Origin of the sequence: Limnohabitans sp. 2KL-51 (assembly GCF_003063645.1) — a bacterium.
Taxonomy (GTDB): domain Bacteria; phylum Pseudomonadota; class Gammaproteobacteria; order Burkholderiales; family Burkholderiaceae_C; genus Limnohabitans_A.
In genome coordinates, this window is sequence record NZ_NESJ01000002.1 from 119,289 (window position 1) to 143,651 (window position 24,363).

A 24,363-nucleotide genomic window follows, 5' to 3' on the forward strand; every position below is an offset into this window, starting at 1 on the left:
GAGCTTTCTCTGGTTACATATCTTGATTACCGACGACGCGTTGTGAAAATGGCAAACATCGCCATCAAGCTGGCCAAGAAGATCATGGCCCATTCAGACAAAGTTGGTATGGGCGCGGCATCTGTTGCCACATCTATCACGGGACCAAATGGATCAGTAATCAACCCGACGGCAGAATTCGAGTCGCCAGTTCCACCGTCTACAACTGAGTAGGTGACTGTATTTCCAGATACTGAAACCAGGTTTGTCCAATCCGCCCAAGCATCATTGATAAGTTTCAAATACCGTGTGTTGGTAGGCAATGCTTGAGGATATGTGATTGTGATGCTCACTGTCCCACCAGATGTGGTCTGGGCGGTGAATTCAAAAACACCGTAAGGAAATGTCTTGCCAGTCGGTGGTGCCCTACTGGCAGAAGAAAATTGGGCCGCAAGGAAGTTACCACCAGTTATGGTCGCTGAGCCGTTAGCACTGACGATTGGAATAGGTAGAAAATAAGTGAACAAGGTGTTGGCCGCATTGGTTCCACCTGCCGTGGTGACCAAGACACTGGCTGTACCTGCACTACCTGCTGGGGTGGTACAGGTTGCAGTCGTGCTATTGGTCACACTGAAAGCAGAACACGCCGAACCACCAACGGTGATTCCCGTTGCTCCTGTCAAATTAGTGCCCGTGATGGTGATGGACGTGCCACCAGTAGTTGACCCACTGGTTGGAGAGACAGCAGTCACAGTGGGTGCGGCAACGTAGGTGAACAGCGTGTTGGCCGCATTGGTTCCACCTGCAGTGGTGACGATCACGCTTGCAGTGCCTGCCGTACCTGCTGGCGTTGAACAAGTTGCTGAGGTGGCAGACGTTATGGTCACACCTGTACATGCTGCACCACCAACGGTGATTCCCGTTGCTCCTGTCAAATTAGTGCCCGTGATGGTGATGGATGTGACGCCGGCGGTTGACCCACTGGTTGGAGAGACAGCGCTCACTGTCGGCGCGGCAACATAGGTGAACAGCGTGTTGGCCGCATTGGTTCCACCAGCAGTGGTGACGATCACGCTTGCGGTGCCTGCCGTACCTGCTGGCGTTGAACAAGTTGCTGAGGTGGCAGACGTTATGGTCACACCTGTACATGCTGCACCACCAACTGTGATTCCCGTTGCTCCTGTCAAATTAGTGCCCGTGATGGTGATGGATGTGCCGCCGGCGGTTGACCCACTGGTTGGAGAGACAGCGCTCACTGTCGGCGCGGCAACATAGGTGAACAGCGTGTTGGCCGCATTGGTTCCACCAGCAGTGGTGACGATCACGCTTGCGGTGCCTGCCGTACCTGCTGGCGTTGAACAAGTTGCAGAGGTGGCAGACGTTATGGTCACACCTGTACATGCTGTACCACCAACGGTGATTCCCGTTGCTCCTGTCAAATTAGTGCCCGTGATGGTGATGGATGTGCCGCCGGCGGTTGACCCACTGGTTGGAGAGACAGCGCTCACTGTCGGCGCGGCAACATAGGTGAACAGCGTGTTGGCCGCATTGGTTCCACCAGCAGTGGTGACGATCACGCTTGCGGTGCCTGCCGTACCTGCTGGCGTTGAACAAGTTGCAGAGGTGGCAGACGTTATGGTCACACCTGTACATGCTGTACCACCAACGGTGATTCCCGTTGCTCCTGTCAAATTAGTGCCCGTGATGGTGATGGATGTGCCGCCGGCGGTTGTCCCACTGGTTGGAGAGACGGAGGTCACAGTGGGTGCGGCAACGTAGGTGAACAGCGTGTTGGCCGCATTGGTTCCACCTGCAGTGGTGACGATCACGCTTGCAGTGCCTGCCGTACCTGCTGGCGTTGAACAAGTTGCTGAGGTGGCAGACGTTATGGTCACACCTGTACATGCTGTACCACCAACGGTGATTCCCGTTGCTCCTGTCAAATTAGTGCCCGTGATGGTGATGGATGTGCCGCCGGCGGTTGTCCCACTGGTTGGAGAGACAGCGCTCACTGTCGGCGCGGCAACATAGGTGAACAGCGTGTTGGCCGCATTGGTTCCACCAGCAGTGGTAACGAGGATGCTTGCAGTGCCTGCGCTTCCTGCTGGCGTTGAACAGGTTGCTGAGGTGGCAGACGTTATGGTCACACCTGTACATGCTGCACCACCAACTGTGATTCCCGTTGCTCCTGTCAAATTAGTGCCCGTAATGGTAATGCTGGTACCACCAGTTGTTGTTCCTGATGTAGGTGAAACCGAAGAAACAGTCGGTGCAGGAACAGCACAAGCAACAGCAACGTTTGTGACATTGGAGACGCCAACAGTGCCTGAGCCCCTTGTGACGCTGCAAATCTTGCCAGGAGGGTTGGTTCCAACAGTCACAGAATAGATGCTACCGCTTTCTAAAAAAGTATCGAATGTGAAGGATCCATTTGCTGAAACTGTTTTATTGTCTGACCCATTATTTATTAACGTGACTGCTTCACCAGCAGCCAAACCCGATACATTTCCACCCACAGAAGATAGTACTTCTACGCTAAAGTTACGGAAGCTTACGCCCGCTATGTTTGTAGCTGAAAAGTTAATGATCGCGGTTTTGAGTTTCAGATGGTTACCATTGAGTGTAATGGTTTGGGTTGTATTCGCTGGAACCGTGAAGTTTTCTGTCGCTACTACAACATCGATATTAGCAGGATCATCCCATATATCCATATTAGAAATTGATTGAACGCTTAGATTAAGAGAACCACCTGTTGTATTATTAACCTGAAAACTCTGAAAGTTAAAGAATCTTGAGGTATTAGAAAATGATAGTCTATTATAAGGATTTGCACTACTAACAAAACTATTGACATCAGTCCTACATGAAGCAGTTCCGCCAGTAAGACCTGCATAAAGAAAGTTACCAGTCGGTGGTGTATTGGGACTGTAATGGGCTGCACCACAGAATCCGTTCACAGATTGGTTGGCGAGGGGTTGCAAGTTTAGGTATGCACCAAATGCTTGACTTGAAATCGCCAATAGCGCAGAAATAAAAATATTTTTCATTTTCATTTATTTTGTTGAAGGATGGTCTGCATAACCCCTGCCAATGCGTGAGTGGATGCGTGAATATTCACAAGGCGAAACAAGAACTGAATTGGTCGTCGATTTCCCGTTTTTGAGGCTGCAGGGCCTACGCTTTTCAGCCTTTGCCCGCACTACAGTCGCACTCATGCCTGCAGCCCCTGCAAAATTCGTTTGCGTACCATCCACAAGTTCGACAGCGCAAACATCAGCAGCAACCGGCTGGTGTTCTTGGCCAAACCCCGGTAATGCGTCTCGCGATGCACAAACTGGCACTTGATCACCCGAAGCGGTTGCTCGACCTTGGTCCGGATACTGGCCTTGAGTTTTTAATGACAAAATTGCGACCCACACTTACGATTACCTGCATCAAAAGCCATCCGGTTTGACGCGCCTAAGCAATCAAATCTGATGTACGGAAGGTTGAACCTTAATTGAGCTCTTTTGATATCTCTAACAAATTCCAACAAACCGAGAAAACTGCTTTGAGTTTTATTGACTCGCCCCAAGAAGCCAACAAAAGCCAACTGATCATCCGTTCATGGATAGGTGCGCTAAGCGCACTTTTATGGCGGGTTAGGGTATTGGTTGTTGCCATCGCCTTGGTCTTGACCGTTAGCCACGCCATGGCCACCGCCCAACCGATCGCGCCAGTCAACACTACATTTGCCGCTTGGCTGGACCCCGATGGCACGGCAACAGCAGATACCGTGCTGGACAAGGCAAATTGGGAGACATTCACAGGTTGGAAGTCTTGGGGTTTTGGTCTGGAACCGATATGGCTGCGCATCACCGTGCCAGCAGCCTTGCGCAGCGATGAGTTGCCGCAAGTTCTCGTGGTACGCCCGCCTTACTTGGACCGGGTGACGTTTTACGACCCGACCACAGGGGTCATTCGCCATGCAGGTGACTTCTTGCCCGCACGTGAAGATGCACTGGGCAGCGTTGTTTTCACATTCGAGGTGTCACCACAAACCAAAGCACGTGACGTGCTACTTCGACTTGAAAGCTCGAGCACACGACTGGTCTACCTGGAAATGTTGCCCATGGCAGAAGCCAAGCGGTTCACTCGATGGGTGGAATGGGTGACCGGCAGTTTTTTGCTGGTATCGCTGTTTCTTTGGGTTTGGTCTGTGATGGAGTGGCTCATTTCGCGCGATCGGGTCACAGCCACCTTTGCCATCCAACAGTTGATGGTGACCTTGTGGGGTTTTTTCCATTTGGGTTTTGCCCGTGCGATTTTGGGTGAGTGGTTTCCAGAAGGGATGCTTTCTCAGACAACCAGCACAGTGGCCGCTGTCATGGTGGGAACCATCTTCTTGTTTTTTGCCTCCCTGCTGATCGAGTACTCATCTCCTGCCTGGATGCTGCGAGTCATGCGTTCAAGCTTGTGGGTGCTCATCGGGCTTGCTGTCTTTGGGATTTTGGGGCCTACCCACCTGGCCCTCATGGGCGTCAATGCGGTGGCAACCTTTCTGTTGGTATGGCTTGTTATAACGGTTTTGGTATCCCCAAAAAGCCAACCTCAGCCCCCCATACCCAAGGCAGTGATTCTGGCGTATGTCTTTTTTTATGCGTTTGTCAACGCCATCCCAACCATGACCAATTTAGGCCTGATACAAGAGTCCCGCATTCTTTTTTACGGCAACATGAGCAACCTTGTGGCCAACGGTTTTGTGATGTTGATTATCTTGGGGGTGCGTCATCGCCTTTTCCGATCAAGGCATGAGGCTTTGGCCAACCAGCTGATTCGGCAGCAAGAGCAGGCGCGAATGAACGAACAATACTTGAGTGATCAGCGGCAGTTGCTGGCCATGCTGGCGCACGAAATCAAAACCCCTTTGGCCAATCTTCGCATTTGGATGGAGGCAGGGCAAAAGGGACGTCCCGCCATGGAGCGCGCCATTGACGACATGAACCGTGTGATCGAACGCTGCGTGCACTCAGGGCAGTTGTCAGATCAGAGCCTACAGCCGCGCATGGAGTTGCTGGACGTTGCAGAGCTCACGCGATTTGTATGTTCGTCCAGCCGCCAACCTGAACGCATGCTGCTCGACCTGCCCACAGACCCTTGCCTGGCGCAAACAGATGCTCAGATACTTTCTATCGTTCTGAGCAATCTATTGGATAACGCCTACAAATACAGCGCACTCAATTCACGCATCACTTTGAGGCTGACAGCCACCACCGGATCACAAGGAATAAACGGGTGGCGTTGGCAAATTGAAAATGAAGTGGGCTCAACAGGTTGGCCCGAAGCCAGCAAGCTGTTTGGAAAGTACTACCGAAGCCCCTTGGCTCGAAAGCAATCTGGTTCGGGACTGGGCCTGTTTCTGGTCAAGGCACTCCTGGAATTGCTGAATGGGCATGTGACCTATTCACCGAGTGATGGTTTGGTGCGGTTTGAGATTTGGTTGCCCGCCCAGCTAAGCAACCGACCGACCTGAGGCGTTGGCTTGTGTTGGTTTGAAAGTCTCATTTGGTGCAGCATGAGCAGATCTTGGCATTTTTAAGAGTTAAGAATGGCATTTGCACTGAAAATCCTGATCGTGGAAGACAACGATGACCTTCGTGAGGGGTTGATGTCTTTTTTTCAGGAAAAAGGGCACTTTGTGCGAGGCGTGGGATTGGCTGCCGAAATACTGGACGAGTCGGGTGATTTCACGCCCGATGTTTATGTGATCGATTTGAATCTTCCAGACTCAGACGGACTGGTATTGGTCAAAAAACTGCGACAGGTTCATCCAAAAGTCGGCATCATCATCTCGACCGCGCGCAGCATGATTGGGGATAAAGTCATCGGTTACGAAAGCGGTGCAGATATTTATTTCACCAAACCGGTGGATCCTGTGGAACTCATGGCTGGAATTGCTGCCATAGCTCAAAAGCAACGGTCACTCGACGTTGAATCTGAGGCCTTGCATCTGAGACCGGATAGCCATGCTCTTGAAGGGCCCCATGGGATCGCGGACCTTAGCCCCAATGAAACAATGCTACTGGCAGGGCTGGTACGCGCTGCTGGTCAACCGCTGGCACCTTGGCAACTGGCTGAGCTTCTTGGCTTAAGTGATGCGCTCCCCACCGCAGCCGCGCTAGAAATGCGCATTGCCAGGTTGCGAAAAAAACTGATATCGGCTGGTGCCGCTTCCCCTGGCATCCGATCTGTATACAACCGCGGCTACATACTTTGCTGCAAAATATTGATTAGCCAGTGATTCCCATTTCAGATTGCGCGCATATCAGTCGTTTTCTAATCATTGCTGCCGATTTGGATTGTTAATTTCGAAGAGCGATAAACAGTCACCCGCGCAGTTACCAGCTCAGGCCAGCTCAGTGTTGCCGCCGATCCCATATTGCCCCACCCGCTTTCTGCCTTGACTATTTGTGCAGTTTACAAACAGCGCTGGCAAGTCGCGTTGTTCTTCACCCTGCTGGGCTAACTGCAGGATGGGCCTGAAATCGGCCAACACCCTATTTAACAAACCCTCTTCCCAACTCTGGGACGCTATTTATCATTTTGTTAATTTTTTTGGTTTTTGTTGGCAATTTTGTTGGTTTTTGTTGGCGAAAAAATTTTGCGCGTATTACTCTCGCGCGATCTTTTTTCTGACCCACATTGACCCGCAAAATGCCCAACAGACCTCTTCCCACTTATTGGCCTTTGCCTGTCGCATTGGGGCTGAGCTTTTCGGGCTGGGCCCAAACGCCTCCAGACGCTGGCAGCTTGCGTCAGCAAATCGAGCAACAGCGCCCACTGCCTTTGCCCGCAGCGCGCCCCCAAAGCGCACCGCTGCCCCCCCAAATCCAGCCCACATCGGGCATGACCGTCATGGTCAAATCCTTCCGCTTTGCAGGCAACAACTTGCTCAGCAGCGAACAACTGGCAACCGCCCTGCAGGCGTTTGTGGGCCAGCAGCTCGACTTTGCCGGGCTACAGCGCGCCGCCGATGCGGTCGCCACTGCCTACCGACAGGCAGGCTGGATCGTGCGTGTTTACCTGCCAGAGCAGGACATCAGCGAGGGCACGCTCACCCTGCAAGTCATCGAAGCGCGATTTGCAGGTTTGCTCTTTGAAGGCGAAAACACCCAACGGGTGACACGCGACCGGTTGCAAGCTTTTTTTGCACAACAACTGGCAACAGGCCAAGCGCTTGACGCCAACAAGCTCGACAGAGCCCTGCTCTTGGCGGACGACCTGCCCGGCATCAGCGTGGCGGGCACACTGGCACCCGGCGCGAGCGAGGGCGAAACTGCGCTTGCTCTGCAAACGACCGACGAGCCCTTGATTTATGGGGATATCGGACTGGACAACACTGGGGCCATCTCTACCGGCAGCGAACGCCTGACGGCCAACCTCAACATCAACAGCCCCACCGGCCGTGGTGACCTGCTCAGCCTGAACGTTTTGCGCACCCAGGGCAGTGACTATGGGCGCATCGCCTACACACAACCCTTCGGTTTCAGCGGTCTGCGCCTGGGCATCAGCGCCAGCCACATGCAATACAAGGTGGTGGATGGTCCGCAAAGCACTCGCGATCTGAACATCCAGGGCAGCTCCAGCAGTATGGGCCTGGACTGGAGCTACCCCTTGCTGCGCGCAAGGCTGCAGAACGTGTACTTTTCGGGCGGCCTGGAAGCCAAACGTTTTTACAGCGATAACAGCAGCAGCACCCCTGACAACGCCAAAAGCTACTCCGACTACAACACCAACGCCTTTCGTTTGGGTCTGTCGGGCAATCTCTTTGACAACTGGGGCCAAGGCGGCGCCAACAGCGCATCGGCCCAATGGCTGCAAGGTCAGCTCAGCAACATGCGCGCACACAGCTTGGTCAACAGCATTGACCGCAGTTACTCGAAGATCAACTACAGCCTCTCGCGCCAACAAACCATCACTGGCGCGCACACGGTGTTGCTCAGCTTGCAAGGGCAACACGCCAACCAAGCTCTGGACTCGTCCGAAAAGTTTTACATCGGTGGCTCGGGCACGGTTCGGGCTTACCCGGTCAGCGAGCTTGGCGGCGAAAGTGGCCAAGTGCTCGCCGCCGAATGGCGTTGGCGCGTCAACCCAAGCTGGGTACTCAGCGCCTTTATCGACCAAGGCAGTGTGGTCAGTCTGCCCACCACCTCAGGCGATCCCAAAAGTACGCTGTCGCTGAGCGGCCATGGCCTGAGTGCCAACTGGCAAGGCCCCGGCGGCATCTCCACCCGCATCACTTGGGCACACCGCAACGGCAACAACCCCAAACCCACGGCAAGCGGCACCGACAGCGACGGCACCCTGAAGCGCAACCGCGCATGGCTCAGCGCCAGCGTTCCTTTCTGACATGAAACACAGACATCCCCCAGGGAATGCAGCACCATGAACAAGACCTTCCACAGCGTTTGGAACGCCAGCAAACAAGCCTATGTCGCCGCCGCAGAGACGGTCTCGGCCAAAGGTAAACCCAGCTCGAGCGTCAAACTGGCAGCCACCCTGACCAGCCTCATGGTCGGCCTGTTGGCCAATGGCGCATACGCCCAAACGGCGCCCCCGCCCACGGCCCTTCCCACGGGTGGGCAAGTCAGCGCGGGTCAAGCAAGCATTGGCCAAAGCGGTGCCCACATGCTGATTCAGCAAAGCACTGACCGCGCCGCCATCAACTGGCAAAGTTTCAATGTGGGCAAAGACGCCAAGGTGCAGTTTGCGCAACCCAGTGCCAGCAGCGTCACGCTCAACCGCGTGCTGAGCAACGACCCCAGCCAAATCTTTGGCCAAATTACGGCGAACGGCCAAGTCATCCTCACCAACCCGTCGGGCGTGTTTTTCGGCAAAGACGCGCGGGTCGACGTGGGCGGCCTGATCGCCACCACACATGGCACAAGCGATGCCGACTTCATGGCCGGTAAAAACCGCTTCGAGCGCAACGGCAGTACGGGCAAAGTGGTCAACGAGGGCGAGATCAAAGCTGCTTTGGGCGGCTACATCGCCCTGCTCGCGCCCGAGGTGCGCAACCAAGGCGCGGTGATCGCGCACATGGGCACTGTGGCCCTGGCCGCTGGCGAGGCGGTGGATCTGCAGTTTGACACCCACAACCGCTTGACCAGCATCCGCGTCGAGCCCAGCCAAATTGCCGCTTTGGTGGACAACCGCCACGCGGTGCAGGCGCCGGGTGGTTTGATCATCATCAGCGCCCAATCGATGGACCGGCTGGTGGGCGGCGTGGTCAAGAACAGCGGCCGCATTGAGGCCAACGGCCTGCAGCAGCAAGGCGGGCGCATCATCCTGTCGGCCAGCAAGCGGGTCGAGAACACGGGCACCGTGAGCGCCAATGCCACCACAGCCTCGGCAGCAGGCAGCACCAGCGCCGACAGCGGCCCCGCAGGCCGCATCGAGATCAGCGCCCTCGAGGTCAACAACAGCGGCACGATCAGCGCCACCGGCAGCCCCCAGCACAGCGCAGGCAGCGTGCAAGTGCTGGCCACACACTTCACACAAACTGACACGGGCCGCATCGACCTGAGCGCACCCACACAAGGCGGCGCACTCAGCATCCAGACCACCAGCAAAGTGCAGATACAAGGCAGCGTGAGCGTGCAAGCCACGCAAGACAACACGCCTGCGACGCCCAATAGCCAAGGTGGGCTAATCAGCATCGAGGCGCAAGTTGACCTGGAGTTGAACAACGCCACGCTCGACGCCAGCGGCGGCCAGGGTGGGCAGATCCATTTGCGTGCGGGTGCACCAGCACAACCGAACAACGCCAACCCCCTGCCCCTCACACCAGATTCACCCAATGCACCGGGTACACCCGATGCGCCGGGACAGGGCCGACTGGCCATGATGGGCCACAGCACGCTGACTACCCGTGGGCGCACAGGGCAAGGCGGCGGGACCATCCTGGTGGGAGATCACATTGCCCTTTTGAACAACACCACCATCGACGCCCAAGGCGCCACGGGCGGCGGCTACGTGCTGGTGGGTGGTGACTGGCAAGGCGGCGCGAACGCAGAGCGCCGCGTGTTGGCAGACCCCAACGCGCTGCACCAAGCCACCACCGTGACCATGACGCAGGGCGTCACCATTGACGCCAGCGCCACGCAAAACGGCAATGGCGGCACCGTGGTGTTGTGGAGCGATCTGGGCAAGCCCGATGGCTTCACCCTGGCGCAGGGTTCAGTGGCGGCAAGAGGCGGTGCCCATGGTGGTGATGGCGGATGGGTGGAAACCTCTGGCCCCAGCATCGACATCGACAGGTTCTCGGTCGATACTCGGGCCGCCAGCCCGAGTGCTGGAAAAACCGGCCTGTGGTTGATTGACCCTTTCACTTACACCATCGGTGCATCCCAGGCGAGTGCCATTGTCTCGGCATTGAACTCCAGCAACGTGGAAGTCACAACCACCAACGACGTAGGCAGTTATGGTTCAGACGGAAACAGCGGGAGTTCTGGGGATATCAATATCAACTCGAACATCATCTCGAACAGTGCCAACAGCCTGACCCTGAAGTCGCATTCGAACATCACTCAAGCAGCAGGGGTAACGGTCAGCACCAACGGGGGCAGCGTGACTTATTGGTCCGACTCGGAAAGAGATGGTATTGGGTCAATTAAATTCAACGGGAACACCACGATCAGTACCAATGGCGGCAATATCACGCTGGCTGGGGGGGCTGACTCTGGAGGAAGTCCGAGTGGCTACGCCACTCAAATTTTTTCAACTGGCGGCCACTTCACTGCCAACTCGAACGGTGGCAATATTCTGCTCAAAAGTAGAGCTACAGCCGCATTCACCGGTGCGTATTTTGCAAGTGCGAGTTTTGATGCGGGCTCGGGCAGCATCACCATTGATGCCCAGCAGACAGGTTCGACCATCGCTCTATTTTTTGCAGGCGCTGTCAACATGACATCGTCCAAGAGTGGGGGTACTGCGATTTCACTGACCGGCGCCTCCAACTCCAGTTATGGCGTTCTGTTTAATTCCGGTGCTGGTGCGGTATCCACCATCAAAAGTACCGGCTCTGGTGCCATCTCGATCAATGGCTCCAGCACAAGCCCGTCGAGCGGAGCGATTGCGGGCATCTACCTTTTTGCCGATGTGCTGTCTGGCTCTGGGGCCATCACGCTCAATGGCGGCGCAGCCGGCGTTGTGATGTCAGCCAGCGGCGCGTCCGTGCTCGGCCAAAAGGCTGGTCAGGTCGACACCAGCAGCAGCAACATCAGCCTGGTCGCTGATCGGATTGATTCCACCGCCGCCAACACCGGCTTGTCCTTCGTCTCATCGGGTACGGCCAGCATCACGTCCAGCGCGGCCAGCTTTTCCAGCGCCTTAGACACGGCCAAACTGACTTTTGGCAGCACACTCACCGGCTTGACCCTCGGTAAAACAGGCAACGAACAGGCCATCACCCTGGCGGGCTCACCCAGCATCGCTGGCCCCATTTCTTTGATCGGCAGCAACATCACGCTCAACAGTGGCATGACCAGCACCGCCAGCGGTGCAGAAATTCTCATCAAAGCCAGCGGCGACATCATCACAAACGTCAACACAACGGCCAAAACGATCACCACCAACAACGGCAATGTCGTGTTGTGGGGTGATGGCGATACCAATGGCAGTGGATTGGTGAACCTGGACCATGTGACCGTGAACCCCGGCTCTGGCAACGTGACTGTGCGAGCAGAAACAGTCAACTGGAGTCTCGCAACCAAGCCCGCCATCAACGGCACCGGTGTTTTCACCTTCGAGCCCAGTGACGCTTCTTTTGGCCAAGGCGTTGGCAGTGATTTCTTCACTATCAACTCGACTTTGACAGGTCTCAACCTGGGCAAAACGGGCAACACCAGCGATATCGGCATTGGCTTCAACAACAGTATTGCGGGTCCCGTCAACATATTTGCCTCCGCTGTATCTATCGGTGCCGACCTCACCACCACCAACACCACCACAGGTGATGTGACCTTCAATGCAGCAACCGTCTCTGGCAGCGGCAACATTGCGCTGGCCAGTGGGCGGGCATTGAGCGTAACCCAGTCTGGTAACAGCACTTACAGCGGCATCGTTTCAGGCACCAGCAGCAGTTTGACCAAGCTGGGTGCAGGCACCCTCACCCTGACTGGGGCCAACAGCTATACCGGTGCCACCACGATTACCACTGGTGCGTTGCAAGTCGGTGATGGTGGTACAACGGGCACCCTTGGCTCTGGGGCCGTCGTCAACAACACGGCTTTGACCTTTAACCGGTCGAATGACTTGACGGTAGGCGGCAACATCAGTGGCACCGGCACTTTGACCAAAGTGGGTGCAGGCACCCTCACCTTGACCGGCACCAACAGCTACACCGGCGTCACCACCATCACAGCCGGCACTTTGCAGGTGGGTTCGGGCAGCACAACGGGCACCCTGGGCACCGGGGCCGTCACCAACAATGCGGCTTTGACCTTCAACCGGTCCGATGCCTTGGCTGTGGCCAACGTGATCAGCGGCACCGGCACCTTGACCAAATTAGGCGCAGGCACCCTCATATTGTCGGGTGCCAGCAGCTACACCGGCACCACCACCATCAGTGCGGGGGCTTTGCGGCTTGCCGCTGCAGGCAACGGCACCAACTCACCTTTGGGGACAGTTGCTGGAGGTACGGTGGTAGAGAGCGGTGCCACACTGGATCTCTATGGCAATTCGCTCAGTACCGCTGAACCTCTGTCTATCACGGGTTCAGGAGATGGGGGTGTGGGTCGAAATGGCGCATTGGTCAACTACGTCGGAACAAGCGTCACGTACAGCGGCTTGCTGAGCTTGGGTGGCAATGCAACGATTTCTCCTTCTTCGGGTTCAATCAATCTTTCCAACACAGGCACCATCACAGGCTCGGGCCATACCTTGACCCTGTCTGGCCAGTCGATCAATAACCAATTGGCTGGTATTTTGGATCTTGGCTCTGGTGGGGTCACAACATTCTTTAACGGGTCGGTCTACGCTTGGACTTTGTCTGGTGCCAACACCTACACAGGGCCAACCACCCTTAACGGTGGAACACTCAAAACGACCCACAGTTCTGCCCTTGGAATCGGTTCTGCTGTCACAGTCGCTTCGAATAACAGTGTTGTACTCGACATCAGTGGGAGCAACCTGAGTATCGGCTCCTTGGCTTCTACAGGGGCCAGCAGCGTGGTTTTGGGCTCTAGTTCACTGACCATAGGAACCAACAACACTTCGACCACGTTTGCAGGCGTGATTTCAGGAGCTGGTGGCGTCACCAAGGTAGGGACAGGTACGCTCACCCTGTCAGGCACCAATACTTTCACGGGTAGCACCACGGTGTCTGCAGGCACCTTGGCGTTGGGCAATGCAGCAGCTCTCGGCACCACTGCCGCAGGCACCACGGTGGCCAGCGGCGCTACGCTTGATGTGCGTGGTGTCGTGGTGGGCGCTGAGGCGTTGACGATCAACGGTGGTACTTTGGCTGCCAGTACCGGGACCAGCTCTTTGTCCGGCACGGTAATGCTGGGGGCTGATTCGACGGTCAATGTGGCGGGTATAGAGTTGACACTCTCAGGCGTGGTCAGCGGCACCGGTTTCGGCTTCACCAAAACCGGTACGGGCAGACTGGTACTGTCTGGCAGCAACACCTATACAGGCGCTACCACCATCGGCACTGGCGCTTTGCAGGTGGGTTCGGGCAGCACAACGGGCACGCTGGGCACCGGGGCCGTCACCAACAATTCGGCTTTGTCCTTCAACCGGTCGGATGACTTGGCAGTGGCCAACGTGATCAGCGGCACCGGCACCTTGACAAAGCTGGGAGCAGGCACCCTCACCTTGTCTGGCGACAGCAGCTACTCTGGCATCACCACCATCAGCGCTGGGACTTTGCAGGTCGGCGATGGCGGCACAACGGGTACGCTGGGATCTGGGGCCATCACCAACAATGCGGCTTTGAGCTTCAACCGGTCGGATGACTTGGCAGTGGCCAACGTCATCAGCAACACTGGCACCTTAACCAAACTGGGCGCAGGCACGCTCACCCTGACAGGGGCCAACAACTACACCGGCACCACCACGATTACCGCAGGCACTTTGCAGGTGGGTTCGGGCAGCACAACAGGCGCCCTGGGCTCCGGGGCCGTCGTCAACAACGCAGCTTTGACCTTCAACCGATCGGATGACTTGTCGGTAGGCGGCAATATCAGCGGCAACGGCACCTTGACCAAGCTGGGTGCAGGCACCCTCACCCTGACTGGGGCCAACAGCTATACCGGTGCTACCACGATTACCACTGGTGCATTGCAAGTCGGAGATGGTGGTACAACGGGCACCCTTGGCTCTGGGGCCGTTGTCAACAACACGGCTTTGACCTTTAACCGGTCGAATGACTTGACGGTAGGCGGCAACATCAGTGGCACCGGCACTTTGACCAAAGTGGGTGCAGGCACCCTCACCTTGACCGGCACCAACAGCTACACCGGCGTCACCACCATCACAGCCGGCACTTTGCAGGTGGGTTCGGGCAGCACAACGGGCACCCTGGGCACCGGGGCCGTCACCAACAATGCGGCTTTGACCTTCAACCGGTCCGATGCCTTGGCTGTGGCCAACGTGATCAGCGGCACCGGCACCTTGACCAAATTAGGCGCAGGCACCCTCATATTGTCGGGTGCCAGCAGCTACACCGGCACCACCACCATCAGTGCGGGGGCTTTGCGGCTTGCCGCTGCAGGCAACGGCACCAACTCACCTTTGGGGACAGTTGCTGGAGGTACGGTGGTAGAGAGCGGTGCCACACTGGATCTCTATGGCAATTCGCTCAGTACCGCTGAACCTCTGTCTATCACGGGTTCAGGAGATGGGGGTACGGGTCGAGATGGCGCATTGATCAACTACTCCGGAACAAACGTCACGTACAGCGGCTTACTGAGCTTGGGTGGCAATGCAACGATTTCTACTGAGACGGGTTCAATCAATCTTTCCAACACAGGCACCATCACAGGCTCGGGCCATACCTTGACCCTGTCGGGCATGTCGATCAATAACCAATTGGCTGGTATTTTGGCTCTTGGCTCTGGTGGGGTCACAACTGCCTACAACGGGAGGGTCTACGCTTGGACTTTGTCTGGTGCCAACACCTACACAGGGCCAACCAGTATTGGCGCTGGAACACTCAAAACGACCCACAGTTCTGCCCTTGGCAACGGTTCTGCTGTCACGATCAGTTTGAATAGCGCTGCTTTACTCGACATCAGTGGGAGCAACCTGACTATCGGCTCCTTGGCGTCTTCTGCTCCAGGGGGCAGCAGCGTGGTGGCTTTGGGCTCTAATTCACTGACCATTGGAACCAACAACACTTCGACCACGTTTGCAGGCGTGATTTCAGGAGCTGGTGGCGTCACCAAGGTAGGGACAGGTACGCTCACCCTGTCAGGGGCCAATAGCTATACCGGTTCTACCACCATCAGCGCGGGCACTTTGCAGGTGGGTTCGGGCAGCACACAGGGCACACTGGGCTCTGGGGCCGTGGTTAACAACGCGGCTTTGACCTTCAACCGTTCGAACGATCTGACGGTGGCCAACGCCATCAGCGGCACCGGCACCTTGACCAAACTGGGTGCAGGCGCCCTCACCGTGACAGGGACCAACAGCTACTCTGGCGTCACCACCATCACAGCCGGCACTTTGCAGGTGGGTTCGGGCAGCACAACGGGTGCTCTAGACTCTGGGGCCATAGTCAACAACGCGGCTTTGACCTTCAATCGTTCGAATGACTTGACGGTAGCTGGCGATATCAGCGGCACTGGCACCTTGACCAAGCTGGGTGCGGGCACCCTCACCTTGACGGGCACCAACAGCTACTCTGGCACGACCACCATCACCGCAGGCACTTTACAGGCCGGTGATGGCGGCACAACAGGTAGTCTTGGCTCTGGGGCCGTCACCAACAATGCGGCTTTGAGCTTCAACCGGTCGGATGATCTGACGGTGGCCAACGCCATCAGCAGCACCGGCACCGGTACCTTGACCAAGTTGAGCACGGGCACCCTCACCTTGACTGGCACCAACAGCTACTCTGGCGTCACCACCATCAGCGCCGGCACCTTGCAGGTCGGCAATGGCGGCACAACGGGTACTCTGGGTTATGGGGGCGTCACCAACAATTCAGCTCTGACCTTCAACCGGTCGAATAACTTGACGGTGGCCAACGTCATCAGCGGCTCGGGCACCTTGACCAAGCTGGGTGCCGGCACCCTCGCCTTGTCGGGTGCCAGCAGCTACGCAGGCACCACCACCATCAGTGCAGGGGTTCTGCGGCTGGGCGCTGCAGGCGACGGCACCAACTCACCTTTGGGGACCATTGCTGCAGGTACGGTGGTGGCAAACGGCGCCACACTGGATCTCAATGGCTATTCGCTCAGTACCGCTGAACCTCTGTCTATCACGGGTTCAGGAGCTGGAGGTGCAGGTGGCGCATTGGTCAACTCCTCTTTCACAACAAGCGTCACTTACAGCGGCTTGTTGAGCTTGGGTGGCAATGCAAGGATTTATGACAGAGGCGGTTCTATTCATCTTTCCAACACAGGCACTGTTACAGGCTTGGGGCATACCTTGACCCTCTCTGGCCAAGCGACCGATAACCGATTGGCCGGTATTCTGGATCTTGGCTCAGGTGGGCTCATCTCTGAGAGTGGCGGGTATTCTCAGGTCTGGACTTTGTCTGGTGCCAACTCCTACACAGGGCCAACCAGTATTGACGGTGGAACACTCAAAACGACCCACAGTTCTGCCCTTGGAATCAATTCTGCTGTCACTTTCTTATTTAACGGTAACGGTGTACTTGACATCAGTGGGGGTGACCTGACGATCGGTTCATTGGCTACTACAGGTAGCCGAAACATCTCTTTGGGCTCCAATACGCTGACCATAGGAACCAACAACACTTCGACCACGTTCGCAGGCGTGATTTCAGGAGCTGGTGGCGTCACCAAGGTAGGGACAGGTACGCTTACCCTGTCAGGCGCCAACACCTTCACGGGCGCCTCCACGGTTTCTGCAGGCACCTTGGCGGTGGGCAATGCAGCAGCTCTCGGCACCACAGCCGCAGGCACCACGGTGGCCAGCGGCGCTACGCTTGATGTGCGTGGTGTCGTGGTGGGCGCTGAGGCGTTGACGATCAACGGTGGTACTTTGGCTGCCAGTACCGGGACCAGCTCTTTGTCCGGCACGGTACTGCTGGGGGCTGATTCGACGGTCAATGTGGCGGGTACGGAGTTGACCCTCTCAGGCGTGGTCAGTGGCACCGGTTTCGGTTTCACAAAAACCGGTACGGGCCGACTGGTACTGTCGGGCAACAACACCTACACAGGTGCCACCACTGTCAGTGCGGGCACTGTACGCTTGGGTGCGGCAGGCGATGCAACCAACACACCCCTGGGTACCGCCGCTGCGGGCACAGTGGTGGCCAGTGGCGCCACCCTGGACTTGAACGGCTTTACCCTGGGCACGGCTGAAGCCTTGACGATCAATGGCACAGGCCTGAGCATTGCGGGTGCCCTGACCAACAGCTCGGCCACAGCAGCCACCTACAGTGGTTTGCTGACGCTGGGCAGCGATTCAACCATCAAGGCCAGCAGCGGGCACATCGTGCTGTCCAACACAGGCACCATCACCGGTTCAGGTTTTGGACTGACGCTCGACGGCACCAGCACGGCCAGCAGTCTGGCCAGTATTCTGGGCACGGGGGCTGGTGCCCTGACCAAGTCGGGTACGGGCACTTGGACGCTGGCAGGTGACAACACCTATACCGGCACCACCACCATCGGTACAGGCACTTTGCAGGTGGGTTCTGGGAGCACAACAGGTGCTCTGGGCTCAGGGGCCGTCGTCAACAACGCGGCTTTGTCATTCAACCGTTCGAATGACTTGACAGTAGGCGGCGATATCAGTGGCACCGGCACCTTGACCAAGCTGGGTGCGGGCACCCTCACTTTGCCGGGTGCCAGCAGCTACACAGGTCTTACTACCATCACTGCTGGCACTTTGCAGGTTGGCGATGGCGGTACAACGGGCACACTGGGCTCTGGGGCCGTAACCAACAATGCGGCTTTGCGCTTCAACCGATCCGACAACTTGACGTCGGCCAACGCCATCAGCGGCACTGGCACATTGACCAAGCTGGGTACGGGCAACCTCACGCTTTCTGGCGTCAGCAGCTACACCGGCGTCACCACCCTCACGAGCGGCGGCCTAGTTTTTTCCAACAACACCCGCCCGAGCACCACCGGCTTCACTGGCGCGGGTCAGCTCACTATTGAGCCCAGCACCAGCTTCAGCGCTGTGTTCAATACCAACAGTTACACCTATGCCACCACGCTCGCCGGTCTGACGTTCGGCAAGAGCGGCAATACAGCCGACATCACCGTCAACTCAAGCATTAATGTTGCTGGACCATTGTCTGTTTATGGCGGTGCAATCACCATCAACAGTGCTGTTGCACTGGCAGCAAACAACAGCCGAATTACGCTACAAGGCACTTCTGGAAAAACAGTGGGTGGAACCACTACAAGTGGCACCCTCACAGCAAATGAGTTGCTCCTGCTGGGAGGAAATATCTTTTTACAAAATACTGGCAACCTCGTTGGTACCGTGGCTGCAAGCGACGTGGGTTCCATGTTTTTAACAAACAGTGGTGCACTCGATATCGGAACTGTGGGTACCACCCAAGGTATCAACGCAACTGGAAGTGGCAACGTCGCCATCACCACAGTCAATGGCAACTTGACGCTTGTCAAAAACGTTTCTTCAGGTGGTCAACTGCAGCTTCAGGCGGGTTCGCAATCTTTGGCAGGGAATGCTTCTGGCGGTGACGTGATCCGCCCTGGATCTGCCACGGTCAGTTCGGGGGGAAGCGCCCGAACAATCATCAGAACAGGCAGTATTGCGGGCAGTACCGGTTTGGCCGAAACAGCCGCAAGTGCTGGAAATGGCTTGGTTGGTTTTGGTTCAGGCAATTTCCGATACAACGGCGTTACGGAGGGTTTAGGTGCTACGGGTATCTATCTTGTGTACCGCGAACAACCCACAGTTACTGTGATTGGTAGCAACCAGACGATCACCTATGGCAGCACCGTGCCATCTGCAGGCACCGCCAGTGGCCTGTTAAACGGCGACACGCTGATCCAGAGTGTGACGAGCCCGTCTTTGAGTGGTGCTAATTTATTGCGCGCAAGTGGGACCGCCTACGCGATAGGACACAACCTCATGGGGTTAGGCTACAACGTGTCGGGCACCCTGGGCACGATCACCGTCAACACCAAGGCGCTGACGGTCAGCGGCTTGGCCAGTGCTGATAAAGCCTATGACGGCAACAAAACAGCATCGGTAAGTGGCACGGCTGTTTTGCAAAGCCCCATTGCCGCAGCTTCAGCCGTCAGCAGCGATGGCCGCCGCATCACTGGGGATACCTTGAGCGTGTCGGGCGCAGCAACTGGCACCTTCAACAGCAAGGATGTAGCGTTTGCCACCACGGTGAGCTTCAGTGGTCTGAGCCTCTCTGGCGCAGATGCCGCCAACTACACGGTCACGCCTGGATCAGCCCCTTACAGCATCACGTCCAAGGCGCTGACCATTTCAGCACCGAGCATCGCCAGCAAGGTGTACGACGGCAGCACAGCCGCCGGCGCGCTCACCTTGGGCACACTCAGTGGCCTGGTGACTGGCGAAACCGTAACAGTCACCGGCAGCGCCGCAGCACTCACGAGCGCCAATGCGGGCAGCTATACCACCACGGTGAGCTACGGCCTGGGCGATGGCACCGGGCTGGCCTCAAACTACCGCCTCGCCAACAGCACCAACGTAGCGTCCTCCATTGGTCGGGCCATTCTCACGGTGCGCGCCAATGACGATGCGAAATTTGTCGCCCAGACGACTGATACCGCCAACTTTGCAGGCGTGAGCTACACGGGGTTCGTGAACGGGGAAACAGATTCGGTGCTGAGCGGCACGCCCACGGTGATCCGCAGCAACACCGCCTCTACGGCTGACACCTACATCGGTGTGCTCCAACCAGGTGGCCTGACCCTTGGCAACTACCAGTACAACTATGTCAATGGCGACTTCACCATCGTGGGCTCCAACCAGATGCTGGTACGCGTCAACAATGCCAGCAGCACCTATGGCACGGCAGCCAACTACAGCATCAGCAGCGCCGCTTATTACAACGGGTCCAACGTGGTGACACTTGGCTCTGGCGCTGGCAGCATTACTGCTCTGGGCAACAACCGCTTTAGAGTGGAAGATGGGGCCAGCGGTTCGGCCACTTTCACGGTATTACCCACTGGTTCTCAAATCACCAGTTCAGCAGGCCAGCTTAGAGTGGGCAGTTACCAATTGCGGGCTGACGATGTGGCAAAGGTCAATGCTGCGAACTTCGGCGGTAATTTGGTCTTGGTGGGCAGCCATGCCGTAGACCCTAAGGCCCTGACCGCATCGATCACCGGCACGACCAGCAAGGTCTACGACGGCAATAGAAGCCTGACCACGCCAACACTGGGACTGACAGGTCTGGAAACTAGCGGCTCGGTCACTGATTCGGTCACAGTATCTGGTTCAGGTCAGTTTGCCAGCCGCAATGCAGGCATCAACCTGAACTACTCCGTGGGCAACCTGACTCTGTCAGGAACCGATGCAGGCAACTACAGCATCGCACCAGGTACCAGTTTGAGTGGCACCAATGGCATCATCACGGCCAAACCCATCACATTGAACCCTCAGTCGGTGAGCAAACCCTACGATGGCGCAGGCGCTTACACCGCCAGCTCTGCAGATTTGAACGTCTTGACTGCATTGTTGGGTGTGGAAAGCGACACCGTGTCAGCGGCCACATTGGCCTTTGCAGACAAGAATGTTGGCAGCAACAAAACCCTGACGGTCAGCAGCGTGACCATTGCCGACGGCAACGGCGGCAACAACTACACCGTGACCCTCGGGTCCAACAGCACCAGCGCCATCACACGGTTGAACTCAGTGACCTGGCAGGGCGGCACATCAGGCAACTGGTTTGACCCAGCCAACTGGGTGGGCGGTGCAGTGCCGGACTTGGCCAACGTGGCCAATGTGGTGATTTCATCGGGTGTGACCGTGAGTTTTGGCAGCACAGTGGTCGCTCCTGCGCAAAGCGGTGCAGTCAGCATCGACGGGCTGACGGGCGCTGGTGGCAACCTGTCGCAAACCGCGGGCACCCTGAATGTGGGCGCAGGTGGCATCACTTTGGGGAGCTTGACCCAAAGTGACGGTATTTTGGTCAATACAGGCTCGACCACCTTGGATACCTTTACCCAAAGCGGGGGAAGTTTTTCGGGCACGGGCAACTTGATGGCCACTTCGTTTGCACAAACGGGCGGTAGCACATCCCTCTTGGCCAACTTTTCTGTGTCACAAGGCTTCGACCAAGGCAGCTTGGGCAATGTGTCTGTGGGAGGCAACGCCACCATCACGGACACAGCGGGCGGCTTGCAGCTGGGCAACTTGACAAGCACGGGCACACTGAGCGTGAGCAGCACCGATGGTGCCATTACACAAGCCAGCGGCACAGTGCTTACAGCGCAAAACACCGGCAGCTTCACAGCCACGCAAGGCGGTCAGCCCGCCGCCATTACCTTGGGCAATGCAGGCAATGATTTTGTGGGTGCAGTGAGCCTGAGTGGCAGCAACGTGAGCATTGTGGATGCGAACCCGCTGACGCTGGGCACCGTGAGCACCACCGGCAACTTGTCTTTGACCAACAACGGCGCTTTGGACTTGGGCACCACCACTGTGGGCGGCGCATTGGCTGCCACCACTGGCAATGGCGCCATCACACAGACCGGTCCTTTGAGCGTCACGGGCACCAGCAACTTGAACGCAGGCACCGCAAGCGTGACTTTGGGTAACGCGGGCAACGACTTTACTGGGGCTGTCTCGGCCACTGGCGCACAGGTTGCCCTGAGCGACTCCAATGCTCTGTCACTGGGCACCGTGAGCACCACCGGCAACTTGTCGCTGACCAACAACGGCGCTTTGAACTTAGGCACCACCACTGTGGGCGGCGCATTGGCTGCCACCACTGGCAATGGTGCCATCACACAGACCGGTCCTTTGAGCGTCACGGGCACCAGCAACTTGAACGCTGGCACCGCAAGCGTGACTTTGGGTAACGCGGGCAACGACTTTACTGGGGCTGTCTCGGCCACTGGCGCACAGGTTGCCCTGAGCGACTCCAATGCTCTGACGCTGGGAACCGTGAGCACCACCGGCAACTTGTCGTTGACCAACAACGGCGCTTTGGACTTGGGCACCACCACTGTGGGCGGCGCATTGGCTGCCACCACTGGCAATGGTGCCATCACACAAACCGGTCCGTTGAGTGTCACGGGCACCAGCAACTTGAACGCTGGCACCGCAAGCGTGACTTTGGGTAACGCGGGCAACGACTTTACTGGGGCTGTCTCGGCCACTGGCGCACAGGTTGCCCTGAGCGACTCCAATGCTCTGACGCTGGGAACCGTGAGCACCACCGGCAACTTGTCTTTGACCAACAACGGCGCTTTGGACTTGGGCACCACCACTGTGGGCGGCGCATTGGCTGCCACCACTGGCAATGGCGCCATCACACAAACCGGTCCGTTGAGTGTCACGGGCACCAGCAACTTGAACGCTGGCACCGCAAGCGTGACTTTGGGTAACGCGGGCAACAATTTAGTTGGCAACGTGATAACAACACAACAGACAGTTCCTAATACCAATCAACCATCAACCTCTCCAACCGTAGACCTCGGCTCACTGTCGAACAACCAAATCGCCGCACTGGCACCCGCACAGTTAGCGAACTTATCGGCAGCGCAACTGGCGACGCTAAGCCCCTCACAAATTACCGCTATCACGCCCACACAAGCAGCCGCTCTGAGCACAACCCAGCTAGCCTCTCTGACAACGACTCAACTGGCAGCCCTGGCCCCCTCCAGCTTGACGGCTTTGAGCAATATTCAACTCAGCGCCATCACGCCGACACAAATTGCCAGCTTGACGCCCTCTCAGATAGCCGCCTTGAACCCCACTCAGTTGGCTAACTTGTCAAGCGCTCAGCTGGCCTCTTTGAGCCCAGCACAACTGGCATCCCTCAATGCGACCCAACTGGCAGCACTCGCTCCTGCCAACCCGGCATCATTGACCAACAACCAAATCGCCGCACTGGCACCTGCTCAGTTGGCCAACTTGTCAAACACGCAGCTCGCTGCGCTCACTCCAACCCAAATATCGGCCATCACGCCCGCACAAGCAGCCGCTCTGAGCACAACCCAGCTGGCCTCTCTGACAACGACTCAACTGGCAGCCCTGGCCCCCTCCAGCTTGACGGCTTTGAGCAATGTTCAACTCAGCGCCATCACGCCGACACAAATTGCCAGCTTGACTCCTGCGCAGAAGGCAGCATTGACTTCAACTCAGCGAGACAGTTTGTCAACCGCGCAACTTGCCGCGCTGAACAATGCCCAGACAACTTCCCAGGATGGTGACCCACCGTTAGCCATTGCTGCAGGCAATGACAACAAGTCAGCAGAAAAAGCTGCTGCTGAAAAGGCTGCGGCTGAGAAGGCCGCTGCTGAGAAGGCTGCTGCTGAAAAGGCTGCTGCTGAAAAGGCTGCTGCTGAAAAGGCTGCTGCTGAGAAAGCCGCTGCTGAAAAGGCTGCTGCTGAAAAGGCTGCTGCTGAGAAAGCCGCTGCTGAAAAGGCTGCGGCAGAAAAGCTTAAACAGGAGCAGTTGCGAAGTGACAACGTCAATTTGGTCACCGACAGTTTGCTGTCCCAAGTTGCATCGTCTACCCAATTTAGTCGCGTCAGCTTACCCAACCCGACCAGCAGCGCACCTTTGGTTTTGGGTGGTGCGACGTCCTCGATAACATCTGGTGGCTCAGCAGCTTCGGGAGGAACGATTGCGGCGAGCGGCACGACCAACAGCAGCGGCATCACCATCGATGTCAAAGGCTCTCAACAGCAAGACGCGCTCACCATGGTTGCGGTCTCGTTGCCCAAAGGGATTTCCACTACGGGTACGGGCTTTAGCTTCGTATTGCCTGACAGCGTCAGAGAGATCGCTGGTGAAGGCGTGACTGTTCAGGCGACCCAGGTTGACGGCAGTGTGCTGCCAGCTTGGCTGAAGTTTGACCGTGTCAACCTGCGATTTGAAGCCACTGCGGTACCCGATGGGGCTTTCCCAATGCAACTGGCCCTCTCGATAGGTGGCCAGCGGCTGTTGCTGGTGATTTCGGAGCGCACAGACTAAGTCGGTCACGACCCAGTCGCACAGCTCTGAACTTGAATT

General features: G+C 57.0%; 5 protein-coding genes and 1 pseudogene. 4 read left to right on the forward strand and 2 right to left on the reverse strand.

What is annotated here, in order from left to right:
* Nucleotides 1-26: 26 nt before the first annotated feature.
* Nucleotides 27-3,026: an IPTL-CTERM sorting domain-containing protein gene (locus B9Z49_RS02210; RefSeq protein WP_158273400.1), complete on the reverse strand. Its 3,000-nt coding sequence runs from the start codon at nt 3,024-3,026 to the stop codon at nt 27-29.
* A 164-nt stretch (nt 3,027-3,190) separates the two neighbouring features.
* A pseudogene (locus B9Z49_RS21985) lies at nt 3,191-3,373 on the reverse strand (IS5/IS1182 family transposase); the annotation flags it as partial.
* A 156-nt stretch (nt 3,374-3,529) separates the two neighbouring features.
* Between B9Z49_RS21985 and B9Z49_RS02220 the strand changes: the two are divergent.
* From B9Z49_RS02220 to B9Z49_RS02235, 4 genes are all read left to right on the forward strand, one after another.
* A complete protein-coding gene (locus B9Z49_RS02220) occupies nt 3,530-5,491 on the forward strand; it encodes an ATP-binding protein (RefSeq protein ID WP_146188444.1) in 1,962 nt (653 codons plus the stop codon).
* A gap of 75 nt (nt 5,492-5,566) precedes the next feature.
* Nucleotides 5,567-6,259: a response regulator transcription factor gene (locus B9Z49_RS02225; protein WP_108351820.1), complete on the forward strand. Its 693-nt coding sequence runs from the start codon at nt 5,567-5,569 to the stop codon at nt 6,257-6,259.
* A 413-nt stretch (nt 6,260-6,672) separates the two neighbouring features.
* On the forward strand, nt 6,673-8,367 hold the full coding sequence (locus B9Z49_RS02230) for a ShlB/FhaC/HecB family hemolysin secretion/activation protein (RefSeq protein WP_108351821.1): 1,695 nt from the start codon (nt 6,673-6,675) through the stop codon (nt 8,365-8,367).
* Between the two features lie 36 nt (nt 8,368-8,403).
* Nucleotides 8,404-24,324 (forward strand): autotransporter-associated beta strand repeat-containing protein, encoded by a 15,921-nt coding sequence (locus B9Z49_RS02235; RefSeq protein WP_108351822.1) that lies wholly within the window; start codon nt 8,404-8,406, stop codon nt 24,322-24,324.
* The last annotated feature ends 39 nt before the right edge of the window (nt 24,325-24,363 follow it).

Coding starts and splice junctions, on each gene's coding strand:
- B9Z49_RS02225 (WP_108351820.1), top strand. CDS start 5,567: ATGGCATTTGCACTGAAAATCCTGATCGTGGAAGACAACGATGACCTT.
- B9Z49_RS02235 (WP_108351822.1), top strand. CDS start 8,404: ATGAACAAGACCTTCCACAGCGTTTGGAACGCCAGCAAACAAGCCTAT.
- B9Z49_RS02210 (WP_158273400.1), bottom strand. CDS start 3,026: ATGAAAAATATTTTTATTTCTGCGCTATTGGCGATTTCAAGTCAAGCA.
- B9Z49_RS02230 (WP_108351821.1), top strand. CDS start 6,673: ATGCCCAACAGACCTCTTCCCACTTATTGGCCTTTGCCTGTCGCATTG.